Source organism: Pseudomonas sp. YH-1 (genome assembly GCF_051990045.1).
Taxonomy (GTDB): Bacteria; Pseudomonadota; Gammaproteobacteria; order Pseudomonadales; family Pseudomonadaceae; genus Pseudomonas; species Pseudomonas nicosulfuronedens.
Map to the genome: position 1 here is coordinate 2,694,215 of NZ_CP178184.1, position 21,442 is coordinate 2,715,656.

Below are 21,442 nucleotides of genomic sequence, written 5' to 3' on the forward strand. Positions count from 1 at the left end.
TTGCGAGTCCGCTGCGGGGGCTTCCCTCTCCCTAACCCTCTCCCTGAAGGGAGAGGGGACTAATCGGTGCGGGGTTTTAACCTGGAGTGAGCAGGAGACTTTGCCAAGCACGCTGAAGCTTGCCGGCTGGCGATGAACTGCGCGAGCACTCGGACTGCCCCCTCTCCCTTCAGGGAGAGGGAAGCCGACCGCGTCGACGTCAATCTGGGGGCCATGTAACAGTAGGGGCGTCCTGCCCATACAGTTTCCCCTCCGTTCTGTACCTGTCGGCCGTCGGTGCCCGCCTCCTATACTCCGGGGACCTTTTGACTGGAGCGTCCCGTGCAGCAATCCCGGCCGTTCGCCCTCGCGTGCCTGGTGCTGGCCATGGCGCTCTGGGGCAGTTCCTTCATCGCACTGAAGTTCGCCTTCCAGGAAATGCCGGCCATGTGGGTGATCTTCGCCCGGATGGCGCTGGGCAGCCTGATCTTCCTCGCCGCGTGGCGCTGGCGCGGGCGCATCGACTACCGCCCCGGCGACTGGAAGTGGCTGCTGGCGCTGGCCGCCTGCGAGCCCTGCCTGTACTTCATCTTCGAGTCCCTGGCATTGCAACAGACCAGCGCCGCGCAGGCCGGAATGATCACCGCACTGCTGCCCCTGCTGGTGGCGGTCGGCGCCTTCTTCCTGCTGCAGGAGAAGATCGCCCGCAATACCTGGCTGGGCTTCGCCCTGGCGGTGCTCGGCTCGCTCTGGCTGACGCTGGCCAGCGAGCCGGACCGCCACGCGCCCAACCCGCTGTTGGGCAACTTCTACGAACTGGTGGCGATGCTCTGTGCCACCGGCTACACCCTGCTGCTCAAGCACCTGTCGGCGCGCTATTCGCCCTTCATCCTGACCGCCATGCAGGCGTTCATCGGCTCGCTGTTCTTCCTGCCGCTGGCGCTGGCAACCTCCGGATTGCCGGCAGCGCCCGGCCCGACCGGCTGGTTCGCCCTGGTCTACCTGGGCAGCGTGGTCACTGTCGGCGCCTACGGCCTGTACAACTTCGGCGTCAGCCGCCTGCCGGCGAGCCAGGCGACCGGTTTCATCAACCTGATCCCGGTCTTCACCCTGATCTTTGCCGCACTGCTGCTGGGCGAGGTGCTCAGCGGCCAGCAGGCGCTGGCCGCCGGCCTGGTGTTTGCCGGTGTCGCCCTCAGCCAGTGGCGCAGCGCGCCGCCCACATCGCCCGCCGGTGTGCTGGACTGACCCCATTGAACCGCTTGCCCTGCCAGGAGAACGACACGATGGCCACCCAGGAACGCAACTGGACCCGTGAGGCGATCCGCATCATCGAAGCGGATTTCCAGCGCAGCGCCGATACCCACCTGATCCCCCTGGACATGCCCGGCCTGCCGGGCGTGGACCTGTATTTCAAGGACGAGTCGAGCCACCCCACCGGCAGCCTCAAGCACCGACTGGCGCGCTCGCTGTTCCTCTACGCGCTGTGCAACGGCTGGCTGAAGCCGGGCGCACCGGTGATCGAGGCGTCCAGCGGCTCGACGGCGATCTCCGAGGCGTACTTCGCGCGGCTGCTCGGCGTGCCGTTCATTGCCGTGGTGCCGGCCAGTACCTCGAAGGAGAAGATCGCGCAGATCGCCTTCTACGGCGGCCAGGCGCATCTGGTCGACGACCCGACGCAGATCTACGCCGAGTCCGAGCGCCTGGCGAAGGAAACCGGCGGCCACTTCATGGATCAGTTCACCTATGCCGAGCGCGCCACCGACTGGCGGGCTAACAACAATATCGCCGAGTCGATCTTCCAGCAGATGCGCCACGAACGTTTCCCCGAACCGGCCTGGCTGGTTTCCAGCCCCGGTACCGGCGGCACCCTGGCGACCCTGGGGCGCTTCGCCCGCTACCGCCGACATGACACCCGCGTGCTCTGCGCCGACGCCGAGCGCTCGGTGTTCTTCGACTCTTATAAAACTGGTGACCGCGACCTGACCCTGAGCTACGGCTCGCGCATCGAAGGCATTGGCCGCCCCCGCGTGGAAGCTTCCTTCCTGCCCAACGTGCTCGATGCCTGCTGCAAGGTGCCGGACGACCTGTCGCTGGCGGCCATGCATTACCTGGCCCAGCGTCTGGGCCGGCACGTTGGCGGCTCCAGCGGCACCAACCTGATCGGCGCGCTGCTGGTCGCGCGGCAGATGGTGGCGCGGCGCGAGAGCGGCTCAGTGGTGGCGATTCTCTGCGACAGCGGCGAGCGCTACGAGACCACCTACTACAACCCGTTGTGGCTGATTTCCCAGGGCTTCGACCTCGATCCGCTGATCGAGGCCGTGCGCCAGTGCGCCGAGCACGGCGCGGCGCTGCCCGGTGATCTGCCCTGTATCGGACTGGACTGATCCCCAGGGAGGGAAGCATGAAAACCATCGGCCTGATCGGCGGCATGAGCTGGGAATCGACCATTCCCTACTACCGGCAGATCAACGAACGCATCAAGGAACGCCTGGGCGGCCTGCACTCGGCGAAGGTCGCGCTGTACAGCGTGGACTTCCACGAAATCGAGCGCCTGCAGCATGCCGGCGACTGGGACGCCGCCGGCCGTGTGCTGGCGGACGCGGCTCGCTCGCTGAAGGCGGCGGGTGCGGACTTCCTCGTGCTCTGTACCAACACCATGCACAAGGTGGCGCCGGCCATCGAGGCGGCGGTGGATATCCCGCTGCTGCACATCGCTGACCCGACCGCCGAGGCGATCCGCACGGCGGGTGTGTCCACGGTCGGCCTGCTGGGCACGCGCTTCACCATGGAGCAGGCGTTTTACAAGGATCGCCTGGTGGACAAGTTCGGACTGAAGGTGCTGACGCCGAGCGAGGCCGATCGCCAGGTCGTGCACCGGATCATCTATGAAGAGCTGTGCCTGGGACAGATTCGCGACGAGTCGCGGGAGGAGTACCGGCGCATCATCGCCGCGCTGGTGGAGCAGGGCGCCGAGGCGGTGATCCTCGGTTGCACGGAGATTTCCCTGCTGGTCGGCCCGGCGGACGCCTCGGTGCCGCTGTTCGACACCACGGCGCTGCACGCCCAGCATGCGGCCGACGCCGCCCTTTGACGAGGACGAACAGCATGAGCTTCATCAGCCTGAAGGTACGCGCCGCGTTCATCATGCACGGCTATGACGAGCAGAACCGCGAGGTGATCGAGCAGGTCTCGGACCCGGACTTCGTCGAGAAGCTGGTGCGTGTCGAGCGCATCCAGTCGATCAGCGAGAAGTACGTGCTGGTGACCGCCAGCGATGGCCGGCTGGCGTACTGGGAATACGACGGGGAATTCGCCGTGCTGAAGGCGCGGCTGATGGCGGCGGGGCTGCTGGTCTGAGCCCCGCCGGTGGCGATCAGTCGCCGCTGGAACCGCCCGGATAGGCGCAGCCGCGCATGACCTTGTTATCCAGCCGCAGCTCGGCGGAGAGGTTGCTCAGCGCGCCGCTCATGCTGTCCTGGCAGCGTGCCGGGGCGACCCACAGTTCGACCTTCTCGCCGTTGGCCTCGCTGGAATAACTGGTGCTGCCGTCTGGCACTCCCTCTGCGATGTAGGGCAGCGCCAGCGATTCCTTGCCCGGTTGCTCGATCAGCATGCCCTGGCTGTTCACCAGCACGCTCCAGCCCGGCTCGTTGCCGTGGGCGCGGACCACCGCACGCTTGAAGTTCGGGTCGTCGCAACCAGAGCCTTCATTTTGCAGGCGATACACCTTCGCCACTTCCAGCTTGCCGTCGGTGCCCTGGGCGCTGCTGCCGCTGAAGCTGCCGCGCAGGTCGGCGTACAGCGAGGCGGCGCCGTCGTTGAACATCTCCAGCGCGTCGCGGGGCAGGCCGGTGTTGCCGGTGTCCTCGATGCTGAAGCGGCGCTGCTCGGTGCAACTGCGGAACACCAGCTTGCCGTCCTGACGAGTCAGTTCGCCCTGCAGGCGGGTGGAGGCGTTAAGATCGGTCTTGTTCGGCGTCCACACCTGGCAGGCGGCGAACAGGGGCAGCAGGCTGAACAGAATGAAACGGCTGGATCGCATGGAACGGGCTCCCTCGAAAGTGCGCCCACGTTACCCAGCGAAGCCGGCTACCTCAAGCTGACGAGGAGGATTTCGGATGATTCGTTGCAAGCGCGCCTATGAACCGGCGACGAAGGAAGATGGCCAGCGGGTGCTGGTCGACCGCTTGTGGCCACGGGGAATTCGCAAGGAGGACCTGCACATGGAGCTGTGGGCCAAGGAGGCGTCTCCGTCCAACGAGCTGCGCCAGCGTTTCCACCACGACCCAAGCCTGTTCGAGGACTTCCGCAAGGCCTACCACGGCGAGCTGAATGCCCACCCGGAGCACTGGATGGGCCTGCTGGACCTGGCGCGCAAGGGCACGTTGACGCTGCTTTATGCGGCCAAGGACGAGGAGCACAACAACGCCCAGGTACTGGCGGAGTTCCTCGAGGACGAGTTGGAGAAGCAGGGTGAGGGGAGTTCTCCGGTGTGCTACGCCGGCAAGGCCGAGTAGGGGCTGTTCGCGAGCAAGCTCGCTCCTACAAGTCCCGTTGTGGCACGGTGCTTTTCTGTAGGAGCGAATTTGCTCGCGAACCCTGGCGAATGACAGACGCCAAGGCATCAGTCCGACAGCCAGGACCGTAGGATGGGTGGAGCTTGCGATACCCATCGGCGATGTCTGCCGGTTCATTGACGGGTATCGCTTCGCTCCACACCATCCTGCGCAAAGCCTCCAAGCACACAGCATGCGAGGCGGTCACCAGATCTTGTACACCTGCCCGCTCTGCTTGCCTTCCACGCTGCGGGCGAAGCCCAGCGCGGCATCGGCGGCCGGCACCGGCTTGAAGCCGCGGAAGAACGGCGCGTAGCCTTCCATCGATTCCACCAGCACGTTCGGGCTCACCGCGTTGATCCGCTGGCCGCGCGGCAGTTCCAGGGCGGCACTGCGCACGAAGCCTTCCACTGCGCCGTTCACCAGGCTGGCCGAGCTGCCCAGGACGATGGGCTGTTCGCTGAGGATGCCGGTGGTCAGGGTGAAGGAGGCGCCATCATTGGCGTACTGGCTGCCGATCAGCACCAGGTTGACCTGGCCCATCAGCTTGTCCTTCAGACCGACTGCCATTTCCGCCTCGCCCATTTCCGAGAGTGCACCGAAATGCACCTTGCCGGCGGTACTGATCAACGCGTCGAAACCGCCGACCTGCTCGAACAGCTTGCGGATCGAGGTGCTGTCGGTGATGTCCACGCGATAGTCGCCGCTGCTGCGGCCGACGCGGATGATGTCGTGGCGCTGGCCCAGTTCGTTGGCGACCGCCTGGCCGAGGGTGCCGCTGGCGCCGATCAGGATGATTTTCATGAGGCTCTCCACTGAGGGGTGTGGCTGAAGGTGAATTCAGTCTAGAGTGGCTTCCTGTTGTGATAATCCAGCTAATCGATAACCTTTGGTTTTCATATGGAAACAATAACCAGCGACCTGGAAGACCTTTCCGCCTTCGCCGTGCTGCTGGAGTGCGGCAGCTTCACCCGTGCCGCAGAGAGGCTCGGCTGCAGCAAGGGGCAACTGTCCAAGCGAATTTCCGCGTTGGAGCGTGCTTTGGGGGCGACGCTGCTGCACCGTACGACGCGGCGTCTGTCGCTGACCGCCGCAGGCGCTGCGCTGTTGCCCGAGGCCCAGGCGCTTAACGCCCAGGCCGCAAGGGCGCGGCAGGCGGTGCTGGCTTTGCAGGAGGAGGCGCAGGGCAAGGTGCGGCTGAGCGTGCCGGTGTCCCTGGGCGAGACCTTCTTCGATGCCTGGCTGATGGAGTTTTCCCGCCAGTACCCGGATATCCGCCTGGAGCTGGACCTGTCCAACGAGCGCCGGGATCTGATGGCCGACGGCTTCGACCTCGCCATCCGCTCCGGCAGCCTGGCAGTGGACGAGCGCCTGGTGGCGCGGCCGCTGTTCGCCCTTCAGGAACTGACCTGCGCGACACCGGCCTATCTCGCCGAGCACGGCGTGCCGCAGGTTCCCGCGGAGCTGGCCGGACATTCCTGCCTGCAGAACACTCACTACCAGGACAGCGACGTCTGGCTCTATCAGCGGCACCACGAACTGTTCCGCGTGACGGTGAATGGCCTGCTGGCGAGCAACCACTACACCTTGCTGAAGAAGGCAGCGCTGGCCGGGGCGGGGATCAGCCGGTTGCCGTCCTACATGATTCAGCAGGAATTGGCTGAAGGCAGCCTGGTCTGGCTGCTGCGCGACTACCAGACCCGGACCCAGCCGGTGTTCCTCATCCATCCGTACCAGAGCCGCCTGCCGCGTCGTACGCAGCTGCTGGCGGACTATCTGCTGCGCTGGTTCGAGCGCAGTCGGATGCAGCTGGTTGCCCTGGAAGGCTGAAAGAAAGTTCGTTCAGCTTCGTTCAGCGTTGGTTCAGAGAGGGTTCAGGGGGAGTTCAGGGAGCGATCGTTAGGCTTTCACCATCACTTTTGAGAGCCTTCCGAGGTAACCACCATGAACCGTTCCACTCTGCTGCTGACCGCCCTGTTCACCAGCGCCGCTCTGCTGAGCGGCTGCGCTTCCAACCTGTCGGGTTCTTCCTACTCCCGCGCCGACGCTCGCTCGGTACAGAACGTCCGCATGGGCACCATCGAATCCCTGCGCCCGGTGCAGATCGAAGGCACCAAGACGCCCATCGGCACCCTGGCCGGCACGGCCATCGGCGGCATCGCCGGCAACTCCATCGGTGGCGGCCGCGGCAAGGCCATCACCACTATTCTCGGCGGCGTCGCTGGCGGCGCAGCGGGCTCGGCGGTGGAAGAGGGAATCACCCGCACCCAGGGCGTCGAGATCGTCGTTCGCGAAGACGACGGCGCTACCCGCGCCTATGTCCAGGCGGTCGACTCCCAGCAGTTCCGGGTCGGTGATCGCGTTCGCATCATGTCCGTCAACGGCGCCAGCCGCGTGACCCTTTGAGCTGACGCGGAGATCCCACCATGCGCCGCCTGTTGATCGCTCTGTTGCTGACCGTCGGCTATGGCACCGCCATGGCCGATGACGACGGGGGATTCTGGTACTTGCAGACCAGCGTCTACACCACCCACTGGACCAACGATCCGGAGCACAACAACCACCAGGAACTGATCGGCCTCGAGCGTAACCGCGCCGATGGCATCGTCTGGGGCGGCGCGACCTTCAAGAACTCCTTCAGCCAGCGCTCCAACTACGTCTACGCCGGCAAGCGCTTCGACTGGGACGGCACGCCGTTCTACGCCAAGGTCACCGGCGGCGCGCTGCAGGGCTATCGCGGCGATTATCGCGACAAGATTCCGCTGAACCGCTTCGGCGTGGCCCCGGCGATCATTCCTTCGGTCGGGGCGCATCTGGGGCCGGTCGGTGCTGAATTCGTGGTGCTGGGGGGCTCGGCGGCGATGGTCAACGTCGGTGTGCGCTTCTGATCTTTCTGTCAGTCGAAATGAAACGGGCCGCGATGAATGCTCATCGCGGCCCGCATTATTTCTGAAGGAGGACAACGTCAGGCGGTGACGTCCTTCAGCGTCTTGTCCAGGCAATCGATGAACATCTCGGCATGCTCCTGCTCGAAAGCCAGCAGCGGACGGATCTTCAGGATGTTCTCCAGCGGTCCCGCCGCGCTGATCAGCACGCCACGCTCGCGCATGCCGTTGACCACCTGGCGGGTCTGGTCGGCAGCGGGTGATTTCGACGCACGGTCGGTGACCAGTTCGACACCGAGGAACAGCCCCGCGCCGCGCACGTCGCCAATCAGTTCATGGCGCTCGGCCAACTGGCGGATGCCGTCGGCGAGGAAGGCCCCGATGTGCTGGGAGCGTTCCTGCAGCTGCTCGTCGCGGATCACGTCGAGCACCGCCTGGGCGGCTGCGCAGGACACCGGGTTTCCGCCGAAAGTGTTGAAGTAGCGCACTTCGCGACCGAAGCTTTCGAGGATTTCCGGACGTACTACGACGCCGGCGATGGGCTGGCCGTTGCCCATGGGCTTGCCGAGGGTGACCAGGTCCGGCTGCACGCCGTGGCGCTGGAAGCCCCACATGGCGTCGCCGGTGCGGGCGAAGCCGCTCTGTACCTCGTCGGCGATGTAGAGCAGGCCTTCGTCCTGGGCGAGCTTCACCGCTTCGGCGAGGAACCCGGCCGGACCAGCCAGCACCCCGTCGCTGGCGAAGATGCCATCGAGCAGCAGCGCGGCAGGCTTGATGCCGTGGGCGCGCAGGTCAGCGATGGCGGCACGCACGTCGTCGGCGAACAGCTTGCCGACATTCTCCGCGCCCAGCCGATAGGCATCCGGCGCACGGACGGTGAGTGCATGGGCGGGAAGGGTGATGCCGGACCCAAGGGATGGCGACAGCTCCGAAATGGTGCCGGTGACGCCGTGGTAGGCGAAGCGGGTGATGATCACTCCGGTGCCGCCGGTGTACTGGCGAGCGATGCGCAGGGCGAGGTCGTTCGCCTCACTACCGGTGCAGGTGAACATCACCTGGTCGAGGCCGTCGGGGAAGGTGGAGAGCAGGTCCTCGGCGTAGTCGAGGATGCCTTCCTGCAGGTAGCGGGTGTGCGTGTTCAGCACCGCCGCCTGGCTGGCGATGGCCTGCACCACCCGCGGGTGGCAGTGGCCGATGGAGGCAACGTTGTTGTAGGCGTCGAGGTAGCGGTTGCCCTGGTTGTCGTAGAGCCACACGCCCTCGCCGCGCACGGTGTGCAGCGGACGTTCGTAGAACAGCCGGTAGGCTGGGCCGAGCAGGCGCGCGCGGCGTTCGATCAGGCGGCGCTCCTGTTCGCTCAGGCGCTCGGCGTCGGCGGCGCTGAATCCGTTGGGCATGGTCATGGGCGGGGCTCCTCTTCTTTCCTGGTGGCTTGGCAGGCCGCAATGATCTGCTCCTGCGCCTGTTCCCGGCTCAGGCCGGCCAGGCCCTGCAGGCTCTGCCAGGCGTGGCGGGTGTTGCGCAGGATGTAGTCGCGGTTCTCGGGGTGCAGGCTGGCGCGCCAGGCGGTGATGCTCAGGGTCATGATCAGGCGGGTGGCGATCAGGTCGGCGAGGATTTCCTGTTCCTCGGCCAGCAGCGGGCAGCGGCGGTGGTAGGCGGCGATCATCTCGCAGGCGGTGGCCAGCGGCGCGTCCGGTTCGCCCACCTGGTAGGCGGCGGCGACGCCGAGGTCGTTGATCAGCGGCGCGTGAACCATGTCGCCGAAGTCGAGGATGTTGCGCACCTGGTCCGGATGCCGCGCATCGACGATGACGTTGTGCGGGTTCAGGTCGTTGTGGATGACCTGGGCGCGCAGCTTGGCCTGGCGGGGCAGGGCGTGGCGCTCGAAGTTGTCGAGGAAGCGTTCGACCAGAGCACGTTGCTCTTGATCCTGGATGTAGATCAGCAGGTTGCGCAGGCGCGAGGCGTGCTTGAGGTCCCAGAGCAGTTCATGGCCGGCGGTGGCCGGGTGCTCGAAGCCCTTGAGCGCCAGGCCCAGGCGGGCCAGGTCGTCGCCCAGGTTCTCGCGCAGGGCGCGACTGCGTTGCGGGACCCGGTGCAGCGGGACGCCGTCGACGAAGGAGAACAGCCGGGCAATCATCGGCTGACCATCGACGGTGATGGGAATCTGGTGCTCGCCGTTGAGCGAAGGGTAGACGCGCTGGACCGCCAGGGTCGGGTCTTGTGCCTCGACGCGGAGCAGGGCGCGGGTCTGGAAGTCCACGACCTGCGGGTCTTCCAGCGGGTGCGAAAGTTTCAGCAGGCGGTCGTCGCCATGGCCGTGGGCGATGTGGAAGTTCAGGTCGCGCTCGCCGGCGAGGCGATGCAGGGTGCCGCGCTGGCCGAAGTATTGCTCGGCGATGGCAGCGGCCTGGGCGTCGTTCACCTGGGCGGGGGCCGCTTCCAGCAGGTGGTCGTGGACGGGAGCGGTATTGAGGGGCACGGGTACATCTCCAGCAAGGTTCAGCGGGTCTAGCAGGTTCAGCGGGTGCAACAGGGTCAGTGGTACTTTGGTGGAGCGGTGTCTGGGCGTTGCCGCCGTCTGGCGCGGGGCCGGACGGCGGCGCTGGGGGTTACTTGCTCGCCCAGGCGTTGAAGCGTTGTTCCAGTTCCTCGCCGTGGTCGATCCAGAACTCGGTGTCCATGGCGCGCGCGTTCTCCAGGTTCTGCGGCGCGGTGGGGAGTTTCGGCGCGATGGCGGCGTCGATCAGCGGAATGGTGTTCTTGTTGGTCGGGCCGTAGGGGATGTTCTCGGCGAAGACCTTCTGGTGCTCGGGCTTGTTGGCCAGGGCGATGAACTGCTCGGCCAGGTCCTTCTTCGGACTGCCCTTGACGATGGCCCAGTGGTCCAGGTCGTAGATGCTGCCGTTCCACTGGATGGCGAAGTCGCGGCCTTCCTTCTGGGCGGTGGCGACGCGGCCGTTGTAGGCCGAAGTCATCACCACGTCACCGGCGGCCAGCCATTGCAGCGGTTGCGCGCCGGCTTCCCACCACTGGATGTAGGGCTTGATCTCGTCGAGCTTCTTGAACGCACGATCCACGCCTTCCTTGGTGCCGAGCACCTTGTACAGGTCGGCCTGTTTCACGCCGTCGGCTTCCAGGGCGAATTCCAGGGTGAACTTGGCGCCACGGCGCAGGCCGCGCTTACCCGGATACTTCTTCACGTCCCAGAAGTCGGCCCAGCCGGTGGGGGCGCTGGCGAGCTTCTTGGCGTCGTAGGTAAGCACCGTGGACCAGATGAAGATGCCTACACCGCAATCGCTCACGGCGGCGTCGAGGAAGTCGGCCTGCTTGCCGAGCTTGGACCAGTCGAGCTGTTCGAACAGGCCTTCGCTGCAACCGCGCATCAGTTCCGGGGACTCCACCTCGACCACGTCCCAGCTGGTCTTGCCGGTGTCGGCCATGACCTTGATCTTGGCCATCTCGCCGTTGTACTCGGCGCCCTGGACGGTGACCTTGGCCTGCTGCTCGAAGGGTTTGTAGAAGGCCTTTTCCTGGGCCACCTTGTTGTCTCCACCGAAGGACACCACGGTGAGTGTTTCGGCATGCAGCTGGGCGGCGCCGCCGGCCAGCATCATCAGTGCTATGGCTTTCTTGAACATGCGATGACTCCTGAGCGGGCCAATCCGGCCCATGAAAAAGAGGGCAGCTTCAAGAGTGGGGCGCTGCGCCGGACCAAGCTGGAAGACCGGCTGATACGCCCTCGGACATCAGGGAGAGGAACGGGCGGAACGGGTGTGGTCGATCATGGGAAGGTGCTCCGTTTCTTGTTGTTGTTCGGATAGCTCGTTGTAGGACCAAGCTGAGCCGATTAAAACACCTTCCAAAACATGATGCATCATGTTTTTATTGGCGCCATTGGTCCACGGACGCAAACGAACAGCGCGCACTCAATAAAGGGAATGCATCTATGAACCAGACCCGTACCTTGCTTCTCACCGGTGCCAGCCGCGGCATCGGCCACGCTACGGTGAAGCACTTCAACGCCGCCGGCTGGCGTGTTTTCACTGCCTCGCGCCAGGACTGGAGCGCCGAATGCCCCTGGGCCGAAGGGCTGATCAACCACATCCACCTGGACCTGGAGGACATCGACAGCGTGCAGGCCAGCCTGCCGATGATCCGCGAGAAGCTCGGCGGCAGCCTGCATGCTTTGGTGAACAACGCCGGCATCTCGCCCAAGGGCCCGGAAGGCGAGCGTCTCGGCGTGCTGGGCAGTGAGTACGGCACCTGGCTCAAGGTGTTCAACGTCAACCTGTTCTCCACCGCATTGCTGGCGCGCGGGCTGTTCGACGAGCTGAAGGCGGCCAAGGGCTCGGTGATCAACGTCACCTCCATCGCCGGCTCCCGCGTGCATCCGTTCGCCGGTGCCGCCTACGCCTGCTCGAAAGCCGCGCTGGCGGCGCTGACCCGCGAGATGGCCCACGACTTCGGCCCGCACGGTGTGCGTGTCAACGCCATCGCGCCGGGGGAGATCGATACGGCCATCCTGTCCTCGGGTACCGAGCTGATCGTCGAGCGCGACATTCCCATGCACCGCCTGGGCAAGCCGGAGGAAGTCGCCTCGCTGATCCACTTCCTCTGCACCAGCGGCGCGTCCTACGTGAATGGTGCGGAAATCCACGTCAACGGCGGGCAGCATGTGTGAAACCGGCTGGCATTCGGCGCGATCAGCGACCATCATGCGCGCCCGAATGCCGCACCACGCGATGAGACAGCCATGAACTACCCGATCGAAGGGCTCAATCATTCCTACCTGGGCAGCGGTGTCTACGCGCTGCTGCGCGAGGCGCTGATCACCGGCCGCTTCAAGCCCGACGACCGCCTGCGCATCCGCGACCTGGCGCAGCAGCTGGGCACCAGCGTCACCCCGGTGCGCGACGCCATCCTGCAACTGGCGAAGGAACAGGCGCTGGTACTCAAGACCCCGCGCGATATCCGCGTGCCGTTGCTCACCCGCGAGCAATACCTGGAAATCCGCAGCATCCGCGTGGCGCTCGAAGGTCTCGCTGCGGAGACCGCCGCCGCCCGCGCCAGCGATGACCAGCTGGATGAGCTGGAAGCCAACATCCGCGAGAACCTCGACGCGATCCACGCCGAGGACCTGGTCCTGGCGCTCAAGCTCAACCAGGCCTTTCACTTCGCCCTGGCCGACATCGCCGGGATGCCGCTGCTGCGCGCCTTCCTCGACAGCCTGTGGATGCGCACCGGTCCGCTGATCGCCCAGGCCTACGCTGACTTCAACGAACGCATGGCCATCGAGCACCACTGGGATGTCCTGCGTGCCCTGCGCGAGCGCAACGGCACTGCTGCCCGCGCAGCGATCCACGCCGACCTGCTGGACGGCAGCGAGAAGATGCTGGAGTTCATCGCCCAGACCGAAGAGCCGGAGCAGGAAGCCGGCTGACCGGCTTTTTTGTAGTAGCGAGCTTGCTCGCGAACCGCATTGTACGGAGCCAGCCGGCTGGATCGTTCGCGAGCAAGCTCGCTCCTACGAAGAGCAAAGGCTCAGCGCCGCAGGGCGGATAACGCTGGCGCGTTATGCGCCCTACAAAAGCGGAAGCTCAGACCGCACCGTCCTTGCGCAGCGCGGCGATAGCCGCGGCGTCGTAACCCAGTCCGCTCAGCACCTCGTCCGTATGCTCACCCAGCTTTGGCCCGATCCATTCGGCGCTGCCAGGGGTATCGGACAGCTTGGGCACGATGCCGGGCATGCGGAAGGGTTTGCCGTCCGGCAGCTTGGCCGAGAGGAACATCTCCCGCGCGAGGAATTGCGGGTCGCTGAACATGTCCTCGGCGGAGAAGATGCGGCTGGCCGGCACTTCGGCTTCGTTGAGTACCTTCAGCACGGTATCCAGCGATTCGGAGCGCGCCCAGCGGTCGATGATGCCGTACAGCTCGTCGCGGCGCGCATCGCGGCCATCGTTGCTGGCCAGGGTCGGGTCTTCGGCCAGGTCGAGGCGGCCGATGGCGGTCATGAAGCGGCGGAAGATCGCGTCGCCGTTGGCGGCGATCTGCACGTGCTTGCCGTCGGCCGTGGTGTGCACGGAGGAGGGGGTGATGCCGGGCATGATGTTGCCGGTGCGTTCGCGGATGAAGCCGAACACATCGAACTCCGGCACCATGGATTCCATCATGGCGAATACCGCCTCGTAGAGCGCCACGTCCACCACCTGCCCGGCGCCGCCATTCACCTCTCGATGGCGCAGCGCCATCAGCGCGCCGATCACGCCCCACAGCGCGGCGATGGAGTCGCCGATGGAGATGCCGGTGCGCACCGGCGGGCGGTCCTCGAAGCCGGTGATGTAGCGCAGGCCGCCCATGGATTCGCCCACCGCGCCGAAGCCCGGCTGGTCCTTGTACGGGCCGCTCTGGCCGAAGCCGGAGAGGCGCACCATCACCAGCTTCGGGTTCAGCGCGTGGATCACCTCCCAGCCCAGGCCGAGCTTCTCCAGCACACCGGGGCGGAAGTTCTCGATCAGGATGTCGGCCTCGGCCAGCAGCTTCTTCAGCACCTCGCGGCCGGCCTCGTGCTTGAGGTTCAGGGTCAGCGAACGCTTGTTGCGCGCCTGCACGAACCACCACAGCGAGGTGCCCTCGTAGAGCTTGCGCCACTTGCGCAGTGGATCGCCGCCGTCGGGCGACTCGACCTTGATGACTTCGGCGCCGAATTCCGCGCACAGGCGCGAGGCGAAGGGGCCGGCGATCAGGGTGCCGAGTTCGATGACCTTGAGGCCGGCGAGGGGTTTGGCGGTGCTGTTCATCGGTCTGTCCGATCAGATAGGAATCGCCGGACTCTAACGCTTGTGCGCCGCTTCGAACAGGCCGCCGGGCAGGCGTCTGGAAACGGTGCTTTGCGCTGGCCTTGAGCGCGCGTAGAGTAGCCACATTCAGATGGTTCCCACTTCGGCTCGCTCGGTTTCGCGCAGGTATACCGTGATGCGTTCGTCTTCCTTCCCACAGCCCGATGGTCTGACGGCATTCTCTGAGGAGTGCGCGCAGGCGGGTGGCGAGGGGGTTGCATGACGTTGAACCTGCCGACGCTGGTAGTCGTCGACCTCTACGTGCTGACCCTGGTCGGCGTACTGATGGCTTTCGCCTGGCACAGCGGTCGACGCGATCACACGCTGGGCTTCATGAGTGTCGCGCTGTTGCTGGGCGCAATCGGCACCTTCCTGGCCACGCTGCGTGGCATGGGTATCGACTGGTTGCCGATCCTGGTCGGCAACGTGGTCCTGCATCTTTCTTCGGCGATGACCTGGACTTCCATGCGCGTCTTCACCGGACGCAAGCCGCATTGGCCATTGATCGGAGCGGGCGCGGCATTCTGGGCGCTGCTGTGCCTGGTTCCGCCGTTCTACGACTCCCTGGCGGCGCGCATCGCGGTCAGTACGGGCATCACGGTCATCTATTGCCTGGCGGCGATCAGCGAGTTGTGGCGGGACCGCCGGAAACTCGAAGTGGAGCTCAAGCCGACGCTGGCGTTGTTACTGTTCCATACCGCCGTTTACACGGTGCGCCTGGTGGTCGACCGCGGCATGCCGTTCGAGAGCGTGGCCAATAACGGCCAGGGCTCGACCTTCTTCACCTTCCTGGTCTTCGAGACCATGCTGTTCGCCATCGGTATTGCCTTCGCCACCCTGGCGATGGTCAAGGAACGCGCCGAATTGCAGTTCCGCAGCGCCGCCCTGAGCGACCCGCTGACCGGCGTGGGTAACCGCCGCGCTTTCATGGAGTCCGGCGAGCGCCTGCTGCGGTTGTGCGCCGAACGCGGAGAGCAGGCGTCGCTGCTGCTCTGCGACCTGGACAACTTCAAGCGCCTCAACGATTCCTTCGGCCATCCGGCCGGCGACCGCGTGCTGGTGGAGTTCAGCCGCATCACCGCGTCGCGGATGCGCAAGCACGACCAGTTCGCGCGGATCGGCGGGGAGGAGTTCGCCTGCCTGCTGGTGGCCGCCGACACCGAAGGCGCCTGCCAGGTAGCCGAGCGTGTGCGCCGCGAATTCGCCGAGCTGCCCTTCATCGCCGAAGGCCAGCTCAGCGTCAGCATCGGTATCGCCACCAGCCGCGAAGCCGGGCATGACCTGCTGCGCCTGCTGTCGCTGGCCGACCAGGCGCTCTACGCCGCCAAGGCCAAGGGCCGCAATCGCATCGAACTGGCCGCGCCGGAGCCGGGAACCGACCGGCGTCCGCGCACTTGAGCCACGGTGCCGACGCTTTCGCGGTAGACTTGCCGCCTTCGAAAATTCGCCGGGAAAGCCCATGGCCCTGTCCGCCACGCCCTACAAAGCCGATATCAGCCTGACCGACCTCGACCGTGGGGTCTACGAGACCCTGCGCTTCACCGTCGCTCGTCATCCCTCGGAAACCGAGGAGCGCCTGGCGGTGCGCCTGCTGGCCTACGTCATCTGGTACAACGAGCAGCTGGCTTTCGGACGCGGTCTGTCGGACGTGGAAGAACCCTCGCTCTGGGAAAAAAGCCTGGATGACCGCGTACTGCACTGGATCGAAGTCGGCCAGCCCGACGCCGAGCGCCTGACCTGGTGCTCGCGCCGCTGCGAGAAGCTGACCCTGGTCGCCTACGGCAACCTGCGCGTGTGGACCACCAAGGTGCTCGACAGCGTGCGCCATCTGAAGAACCTCAACGTCGTCGCCATGCCCCAGGAGCCGCTGGAGGAAATCTCCCGCGACCTGCCGCGTTCGATCAACTGGACCGTGATGATCAGCGAAGGGACCATCTTCGTGACCGACGAGCGCGGCCAGCACGAGCTGCAGGTGGAGTGGTTGATGGGCGAGCGTTAATCGCCAGCTTTGCCCGCTGTAACCAGGGCGCCGGGATCGGCGCCTGAATGAATCGACTGGAACACCCATGCGCATCGAATCCCGCCCCCTCCCGCAAACCCTGCCCAACCTGGGTGACCTGCCGCCGCTGCTGACCCGTCTCTACGCCGCCCGTGGCGTACAGAGCGCCGAAGAGCTGGACAAGGGGCTGGCGCGGCTGATCCCGTACCAGCAGCTCAAGGGCGTGGACGCGGCGGTGGAACTGCTGGTTGATGCACTGGAGAAGGGCCAGCGGATTCTCTACGTCGGCGACTTCGACGCCGACGGCGCCACTGCCAGCAGCGTCGGCGTGCTGGCTCTGCGCATGCTCGGCGCGGCCTGGGTCGACTATCTCGTCCCCAACCGTTTCGAGTACGGCTACGGCTTGACCCCGGAAATCGTCGCCGTGGCGCTGGAGAAGCGCCCGGACCTGCTGGTCACCGTCGACAACGGTATCTCCAGCATCGATGGCGTCGCCGCCGCCAAGGCCGCTGGCCTGCGTGTGCTGGTCACCGACCATCACTTGCCGGGGCATGAGCTGCCGGCCGCCGACGCCATCGTCAACCCGAACCAGCCCGGCTGCGACTTCCCCAGCAAGGCCATGGCCGGTGTCGGTGTGATCTTCTACGTCATGCTCGCCCTGCGCGCTCGCCTGCGCGAGCGCGGCTGGTTCTCCGCACGCGGCATCGCCGAGCCGAACCTAGCCGAACTGCTCGACCTGGTGTCCCTGGGCAGCGTCGCGGACGTGGTACCACTGGACGCCAACAACCGCATCCTGGTGCACCAGGGCCTCGCTCGCATCCGTGCCGGCCGAGCCCGCCCTGGCCTGCGGGCGCTGCTGGAGGTCGCCGGGCGCGATTGCCGGCGGATCACCTCCACGGACCTGGGCTTCATCCTCGGCCCTCGCCTGAACGCCGCCGGCCGACTGGACGACATGTCCCTGGGGATCGAGCTGCTGCTCTGCGACGACGAAAGCGTCGCCCGTGACATGGCGGTGCAGCTCGACCAGCTCAACCAGGATCGCAAGGCCATTGAGCAGGGCATGCAGCGCGAAGCACTGGCCCAGCTCAAGGAATTGCCGGTGGAGGAGATGCCTTTCGGCCTGTGCCTGTTCGACCCGGAATGGCACCAGGGTGTGATCGGTATCCTCGCCTCCCGCCTGAAGGAGCGTTACCACCGCCCGACCATCGCCTTCGCCGATGCCGGCGATGGCACGCTCAAGGGCTCGGCGCGTTCGGTGCCGGGATTCCATATTCGCGACGCACTGGATGCCGTGGCCGCCCGCCATTCGGGGCTGATCAGCAAGTTCGGCGGCCATGCCATGGCCGCCGGCCTGTCACTGCCGCAGGAGAACTTCGGCGCCTTCGCCGCCGCCTTCGATGCCGAGGTGCGCCGCCAGCTGGACGAGGAAGACCTCACCGGTCGCCTGCTCTCCGATGGCCAGTTGGGCGCCGAGGAGTTCCACCTGGAGCTGGCCCGCGCCCTGCGCCAGGCCGGTCCCTGGGGCCAGCACTTCCCCGAGCCGCTGTTCCACGGCATCTTCCAGATCGTCCAGCAGCGCGTGGTCGGCGAACGTCACCTGAAGCTGGTGCTCAAGACCGAATGCGGCTCGCTGCAGCTGGACGCCATCGCCTTCAACATCGACCGCGAAATCTGGCCAAACCCCACCGTGCGCTGGGCGGAAGTGGCCTACAAGCTGGACGTCAACGAGTTCCGTGGCAACGAGACCGTGCAGTTGATGGTGGCGCATATCGCGCCACGTTGAGTTGCTCGGCGCTGATCTGCCTTTTATAGGAGCGAGCTTGCTCGCGAACCCGGTCCTCGCAGCGGAGGCTGTTCGCGAGCAAGCTCGCTCCTACAGATTCACGCCTACGAAAATGTCGCGGGATAGTGCTCAGATGCCTTTGATCTCGCTCGGCTCGACCTCGACCTGATAGCCCGGCCCGACATCGAAGAGGATGTAGAAGTCCTCGGCAGGGCGCTTGAAGGTCAGGCTGGAGTCCGCCCCCAGCTTGCCGGGCGTCAGCACCTGGTTGTCGGCGGCGCTCATCACGTCCAGCGTCACTCCCGGGGCGTCGCTGCCGTCGGTGAAGCCGCCGACGCAGCGGATGGTCTCGGCATCCAGCGCGGTGCATTCGCAGAAGGGGGCGTGTGCCAGGGCACTGACGCTGACGGCGAGGCCGAGCAGCGCGGTGGCGGTTTGCAGGATCGCTTTCATCAAGGGCTCCGGGTCTTTTCCAGCCACGCCACCAGCGTCGGCGAGGCCTTGTCGAGGGGAATCTGCGTCTGGTGCACGGCGCCGTCCCAGCCTTCCACCGTCAGCCAGAGCTGGTCGCTCGGGGTGACGCGGGCCGGGATCGTGACCTCGGCGAACAACTGGTGCGGCGTGCCGGAGAACAGCCCGCCGGCCGCCCGCAGGCTGCGCGGCTCGCCAATGCGCAGGTAGGCAGCTTTCACCTGTGGATAACAGCTGTCGCAGAAGGCCAGGGTGAACGCCTTGACGAAGCCCGCGCGGCCTTCGTCTTCCGGATCACCCACTTCCCACTCGGCCATGCGCGCGGTCCAGGGGCCGACCTGTACGGCACCGATCTCGCGTTCGCCCAGACCACGCAGGCCTCGGTCCAGCTTCGCTTCGTGGAAGTAGTGGGGCATGAAGCCCAGCGGGATCAGCACCAGCAGGGCGCTGAGGTGGAATCGCCAGCGCAGCCACTGGCGGCGCAGTTTGCTGTGGCCGCTCATTGGCTGGTCTCCGGGGTGGCCGCGACGGTGATCCGCTCACGGGCCTTCTGCTTCTTCAGTTCCTTGGCGGTGGCGATCAGGGTGCGTTTGCTCCAGATCATCAGGCCGCTGAGCACCATCATGCTGAGGATCAGGCCGAACACGAACCAGATCAGCTTGACCCACACGCCGCCGAAATCGCCGGTGTGCAGCGGGCGCATGGACTCGGTGACGAACTCCAGGCCCGAGCGGTCGCCCAGCAGGCGGGTCGAGGCCACGCTGCCGTCGTAGGGGTTCACCTGGGCGCTTTCGAACATCAGCGGGTACCAGGCCTTGCCGAAGATGGTCACGGGATCGTAGGCGCTGGAGGGCAGGCGGAAGAAGGTCGGCTCCAGGCCGGGAATTCGCTGCTGGGCGGCGAGCACGGCGGCGTCCAGGCCGATTCGCGGTGGTGCCTTGCCGTCGGCGCTCAGGGGAATGCTGTCACGCTGGATGATGGTCGGCACGCCTTCGCTGGAGATGGAAATGGCGTTGTCGTAGAGCACCGCCTGGATCAGGAACCAGGTACCGGTGATGGAGATCACCGCGATGAACCAGATCGACCAGATACCCATCAGCCGGTGCACGTCGCCCCAGAAGATGCGCGCACCCTGGCGCAGGCGCAGCGTCGGCTTGAGGAAGCCGCGCCAGAAACGCTTGTACACCACCAGCCCGGTGACCAGCGAGGCGAGCATCGGCAGGCCGAGCAGCGAAACCAGGTACCAGCCCCAGCTGAAGCCATGGGTGAAGGGCACCAGCCACCAGCCGTGCAGCGCGCGGGTGAACTGGCGGAAGTCGAAGAGTGGCACCTTGCCCTGGATGACGCCGGTATAGGGGTTCACGTAGAGCGCGGCGCTGGAGCTGTCGGGGTAGGTGACGCGCGCCAGCAGGGCGAAATGCGATTCGCTCGGCGCACTGAGCATGTGCACGGCCGCTTGCGGCTGTTGCTGTGCGACGGCTGCAAGCACCTGGTCGTAACCCAGACGCGGAGTTTCGTCGTCCGGCGCATTGGCGCGTACGGCTGGGTCCACCAGCCAGACGATCTCCTGGCTCACCGTGGCCAGGGTGCCGGTGATGCACACCAGGAACACGAAGAACCAGATGGGCAGCGCCAGCCAGCTATGAACCAGGAACCAGAGCCTGGAGCGGGATTTCTTGGACATGGGGAATCACGGCCACGCAAGGAAAAAGACCAATGAAAGAGCCCCCGCCGGACGAGGCCGGCGAGGCGCGAAGACACCAAGGAGCAGCGGTGTTCTAGGAGTAAGGACGGATGAGATCGAAAAACCGGCCATGTGCAGTTGCAAATAAATGTTTCGGAGCGGCTTTTCGCGTCTTTTCCATTTCTTTACACATTTTCGGTGCGCGTTTTTGCCGGCTCATCCGTCTTGTATGTGAAAGCGATCGATTCGCAACGGAAGCGAACCTCAGCCCAACAACAGGAGAACCCGCATGACCCACTACCTTCGCCAGCTCACGCTGCTGGCCGTGGCGCTGAGCTGTGCGCCGCTGGCCAGCGCGGACTATCTGTGGCTGGAACGCGAAGCCGGCCAGAGCGCGAAAAGCTACTTCAGCGACCTGCAGCCGGGTGAGCGCCTGCCGGTGGCCCAGCTGCAGAACCCCCACGTCGTCCTGGGCGACGGCAAGACTGCGCCGATGAAGGCGGGCGTCGAGTCCTTCGAGATCGACAAGGCGCCGTCGGGTGACCTGCGCGCGGCCGCCCAGCGGGCCGAAGGCAGCACCCTGACCATCTATCAGGCCCGCGAGGGACGCACTGAAACCCGGGCGCAGAATGATCTGGAGCTGGTGCCCACCACGCCCGGCGGCAACACCTTCGCCCTGCACTGGAAAGGCACCGTGGTGCCGGCCTCGCAGGTCAACGTGTACACCTCCGAGCAGTGGAGCCGCAGCCTGAAGCCGGCGACGGATGGCACCGTCACCCTGGCCACGCCGTTCCCGGCGCGCTACGTGCTGGAGGTTTCCGCCCAGGTCAATGGCGGTGCCAGCGTCGATGGCAAGCGCTACGACAGCGTGATCCACGTTTCCACCCTGTCTTTCGAGGTGCGCTGAAATGAGAGTCGCGATGAAAGTCAGTACCCCGGCACCGGTCCGCCCACGCCTGCCGCGCCCGGCGCGGCAACTGCTGGAGCACGCCGGCCTGCGCAGCAGCCTGCCGCGCCTGAACATCCTCGATGCGCTGGTGATCTGCCGCAAGGCGACCGCCGTGGAGCTGCATGCCTACCTGGAGGAGCCGGGCCTGCCGATCTCCCTCAGCTGCGTCAGCCAGACCCTGCGCAGGCTACACCTCTCCGGCCTGCTGGAGCGTGACGAGAACAAGCGATACAGCCTGGCACCCGGAGCGGTGGCAGCCATGGGCAAGTCGAGCGGATTGCACTGACAGCA

24 protein-coding genes are annotated in these 21,442 nt (G+C 65.8%); 15 read left to right on the forward strand and 9 right to left on the reverse strand.

Translation table 11 applies throughout. From position 1 onward, the window contains the following. The first annotated feature begins 321 nt into the window (after window positions 1-321). Genes ACKI1H_RS12590 through ACKI1H_RS12605 form a run of 4 tightly spaced genes read left to right on the forward strand, consistent with a single transcriptional unit; the run spans window position 322 to window position 3,339 of the window. Entirely contained in the window at window positions 322-1,227 is a 906-nt protein-coding gene (locus ACKI1H_RS12590; protein WP_440468507.1) for a DMT family transporter, read from the forward strand. Window positions 1,228-1,265: 38 nt separating this feature from the next. Then, window positions 1,266-2,366 carry a PLP-dependent cysteine synthase family protein gene (locus ACKI1H_RS12595; RefSeq protein ID WP_138520771.1) on the forward strand — a complete coding sequence of 367 codons (1,101 nt, stop codon included), beginning with the start codon at window positions 1,266-1,268 and terminating at the stop codon, window positions 2,364-2,366. Between the two features lie 17 nt (window positions 2,367-2,383). Next, entirely contained in the window at window positions 2,384-3,073 is a 690-nt protein-coding gene (locus ACKI1H_RS12600) for an aspartate/glutamate racemase family protein (protein ID WP_440468508.1), read from the forward strand. Window positions 3,074-3,087: 14 nt separating this feature from the next. Then, window positions 3,088-3,339, forward strand: a complete 252-nt coding sequence (locus ACKI1H_RS12605; protein ID WP_440468509.1) for a hypothetical protein — start codon at window positions 3,088-3,090, stop codon at window positions 3,337-3,339. A gap of 16 nt (window positions 3,340-3,355) precedes the next feature. Here ACKI1H_RS12605 and ACKI1H_RS12610 read toward each other — a convergent pair whose 3' ends face one another. Next, window positions 3,356-4,024 (reverse strand): COG3650 family protein, encoded by a 669-nt coding sequence (locus tag ACKI1H_RS12610; protein WP_440468510.1) that lies wholly within the window; start codon window positions 4,022-4,024, stop codon window positions 3,356-3,358. A gap of 76 nt (window positions 4,025-4,100) precedes the next feature. On the opposite strand from ACKI1H_RS12610, the gene ACKI1H_RS12615 reads away from it, so the two are divergent. Further along, the gene (locus ACKI1H_RS12615; protein WP_440468511.1) at window positions 4,101-4,499 is read left to right on the forward strand and encodes a DUF488 domain-containing protein; all 399 of its coding nucleotides are present in this window, start codon (window positions 4,101-4,103) and stop codon (window positions 4,497-4,499) included. Window positions 4,500-4,742: 243 nt separating this feature from the next. On the opposite strand, the gene ACKI1H_RS12620 is transcribed toward ACKI1H_RS12615, so the two are convergent. Beyond that, on the reverse strand, window positions 4,743-5,342 hold the full coding sequence (locus ACKI1H_RS12620; protein WP_440468512.1) for a short chain dehydrogenase: 600 nt from the start codon (window positions 5,340-5,342) through the stop codon (window positions 4,743-4,745). Window positions 5,343-5,438: 96 nt separating this feature from the next. Here ACKI1H_RS12620 and ACKI1H_RS12625 point away from each other — a divergent pair, with 96 nt between their 5' ends. The 3 genes from ACKI1H_RS12625 to ACKI1H_RS12635 all read left to right on the forward strand — a co-directional run bounded on the left by ACKI1H_RS12625 (window position 5,439) and on the right by ACKI1H_RS12635 (window position 7,426). Beyond that, the gene (locus ACKI1H_RS12625) at window positions 5,439-6,368 is read left to right on the forward strand and encodes a LysR family transcriptional regulator (RefSeq protein WP_440468513.1); all 930 of its coding nucleotides are present in this window, start codon (window positions 5,439-5,441) and stop codon (window positions 6,366-6,368) included. 114 nt (window positions 6,369-6,482) lie between these two features. Next, complete coding sequence (locus ACKI1H_RS12630; RefSeq protein ID WP_440468514.1) at window positions 6,483-6,944, forward strand: glycine zipper 2TM domain-containing protein; 462 nt, start codon at window positions 6,483-6,485, stop codon at window positions 6,942-6,944. A 20-nt stretch (window positions 6,945-6,964) separates the two neighbouring features. Beyond that, window positions 6,965-7,426 carry a sn-glycerol-3-phosphate transporter gene (locus ACKI1H_RS12635; RefSeq protein ID WP_138520779.1) on the forward strand — a complete coding sequence of 154 codons (462 nt, stop codon included), beginning with the start codon at window positions 6,965-6,967 and terminating at the stop codon, window positions 7,424-7,426. A 77-nt stretch (window positions 7,427-7,503) separates the two neighbouring features. Here ACKI1H_RS12635 and ACKI1H_RS12640 read toward each other — a convergent pair whose 3' ends face one another. The 3 genes from ACKI1H_RS12640 to ACKI1H_RS12650 form a co-directional block, all read right to left on the reverse strand. After that, window positions 7,504-8,826 (reverse strand): aspartate aminotransferase family protein, encoded by a 1,323-nt coding sequence (locus ACKI1H_RS12640; protein ID WP_440468515.1) that lies wholly within the window; start codon window positions 8,824-8,826, stop codon window positions 7,504-7,506. Beyond that, window positions 8,823-9,908, reverse strand: a complete 1,086-nt coding sequence (locus ACKI1H_RS12645; RefSeq protein WP_440468516.1) for a phosphotransferase — start codon at window positions 9,906-9,908, stop codon at window positions 8,823-8,825. Before ACKI1H_RS12645 ends, ACKI1H_RS12640 begins: the two co-directional genes overlap by 4 nt. A 130-nt stretch (window positions 9,909-10,038) precedes the next feature. After that, entirely contained in the window at window positions 10,039-11,067 is a 1,029-nt protein-coding gene (locus ACKI1H_RS12650) for an ABC transporter substrate-binding protein (RefSeq protein WP_440468517.1), read from the reverse strand. Between the two features lie 308 nt (window positions 11,068-11,375). Here ACKI1H_RS12650 and ACKI1H_RS12655 point away from each other — a divergent pair, with 308 nt between their 5' ends. Both ACKI1H_RS12655 and ACKI1H_RS12660 read left to right on the forward strand, forming a co-directional pair. After that, the gene (locus ACKI1H_RS12655; RefSeq protein ID WP_440468518.1) at window positions 11,376-12,110 is read left to right on the forward strand and encodes an SDR family NAD(P)-dependent oxidoreductase; all 735 of its coding nucleotides are present in this window, start codon (window positions 11,376-11,378) and stop codon (window positions 12,108-12,110) included. 72 nt (window positions 12,111-12,182) lie between these two features. Next, window positions 12,183-12,869: a GntR family transcriptional regulator gene (locus ACKI1H_RS12660; RefSeq protein WP_440468519.1), complete on the forward strand. Its 687-nt coding sequence runs from the start codon at window positions 12,183-12,185 to the stop codon at window positions 12,867-12,869. 157 nt (window positions 12,870-13,026) lie between these two features. Here the strand turns inward: ACKI1H_RS12660 and ACKI1H_RS12665 are convergent, their stop codons facing one another. After that, entirely contained in the window at window positions 13,027-14,226 is a 1,200-nt protein-coding gene (locus ACKI1H_RS12665; RefSeq protein ID WP_138520784.1) for a CaiB/BaiF CoA transferase family protein, read from the reverse strand. 258 nt (window positions 14,227-14,484) lie between these two features. Here ACKI1H_RS12665 and ACKI1H_RS12670 point away from each other — a divergent pair, with 258 nt between their 5' ends. From ACKI1H_RS12670 to recJ, 3 genes are all read left to right on the forward strand, one after another. Beyond that, window positions 14,485-15,663, forward strand: a complete 1,179-nt coding sequence (locus ACKI1H_RS12670; protein WP_440468520.1) for a diguanylate cyclase — start codon at window positions 14,485-14,487, stop codon at window positions 15,661-15,663. 61 nt (window positions 15,664-15,724) lie between these two features. Next, the gene (locus tag ACKI1H_RS12675; protein WP_243809185.1) at window positions 15,725-16,264 is read left to right on the forward strand and encodes a YaeQ family protein; all 540 of its coding nucleotides are present in this window, start codon (window positions 15,725-15,727) and stop codon (window positions 16,262-16,264) included. 67 nt (window positions 16,265-16,331) lie between these two features. After that, window positions 16,332-18,047: a single-stranded-DNA-specific exonuclease RecJ gene (recJ, locus tag ACKI1H_RS12680; protein ID WP_138520787.1), complete on the forward strand. Its 1,716-nt coding sequence runs from the start codon at window positions 16,332-16,334 to the stop codon at window positions 18,045-18,047. Between the two features lie 129 nt (window positions 18,048-18,176). On the opposite strand, the gene ACKI1H_RS12685 is transcribed toward recJ, so the two are convergent. Genes ACKI1H_RS12685 through ACKI1H_RS12695 form a run of 3 tightly spaced genes read right to left on the reverse strand, consistent with a single transcriptional unit; the run spans window position 18,177 to window position 20,202 of the window. After that, a complete protein-coding gene (locus tag ACKI1H_RS12685; protein WP_440468521.1) occupies window positions 18,177-18,500 on the reverse strand; it encodes a hypothetical protein in 324 nt (107 codons plus the stop codon). Further along, window positions 18,500-19,021, reverse strand: a complete 522-nt coding sequence (locus ACKI1H_RS12690; RefSeq protein ID WP_440468522.1) for a thiamine pyrophosphate-binding protein — start codon at window positions 19,019-19,021, stop codon at window positions 18,500-18,502. The genes ACKI1H_RS12685 and ACKI1H_RS12690 overlap by 1 nt, the downstream gene beginning before the upstream one ends. Then, window positions 19,018-20,202: a PepSY-associated TM helix domain-containing protein gene (locus ACKI1H_RS12695; RefSeq protein WP_138520790.1), complete on the reverse strand. Its 1,185-nt coding sequence runs from the start codon at window positions 20,200-20,202 to the stop codon at window positions 19,018-19,020. Before ACKI1H_RS12695 ends, ACKI1H_RS12690 begins: the two co-directional genes overlap by 4 nt. Before the next feature lie 289 nt (window positions 20,203-20,491). On the opposite strand from ACKI1H_RS12695, the gene ACKI1H_RS12700 reads away from it, so the two are divergent. Together ACKI1H_RS12700 and ACKI1H_RS12705 are read left to right on the forward strand one after the other, a co-directional pair. Further along, window positions 20,492-21,109 (forward strand): hypothetical protein, encoded by a 618-nt coding sequence (locus tag ACKI1H_RS12700; RefSeq protein ID WP_138520791.1) that lies wholly within the window; start codon window positions 20,492-20,494, stop codon window positions 21,107-21,109. 13 nt (window positions 21,110-21,122) lie between these two features. Beyond that, the gene (locus tag ACKI1H_RS12705) at window positions 21,123-21,437 is read left to right on the forward strand and encodes a transcriptional repressor (protein WP_138520792.1); all 315 of its coding nucleotides are present in this window, start codon (window positions 21,123-21,125) and stop codon (window positions 21,435-21,437) included. Window positions 21,438-21,442 lie beyond the last annotated feature (5 nt).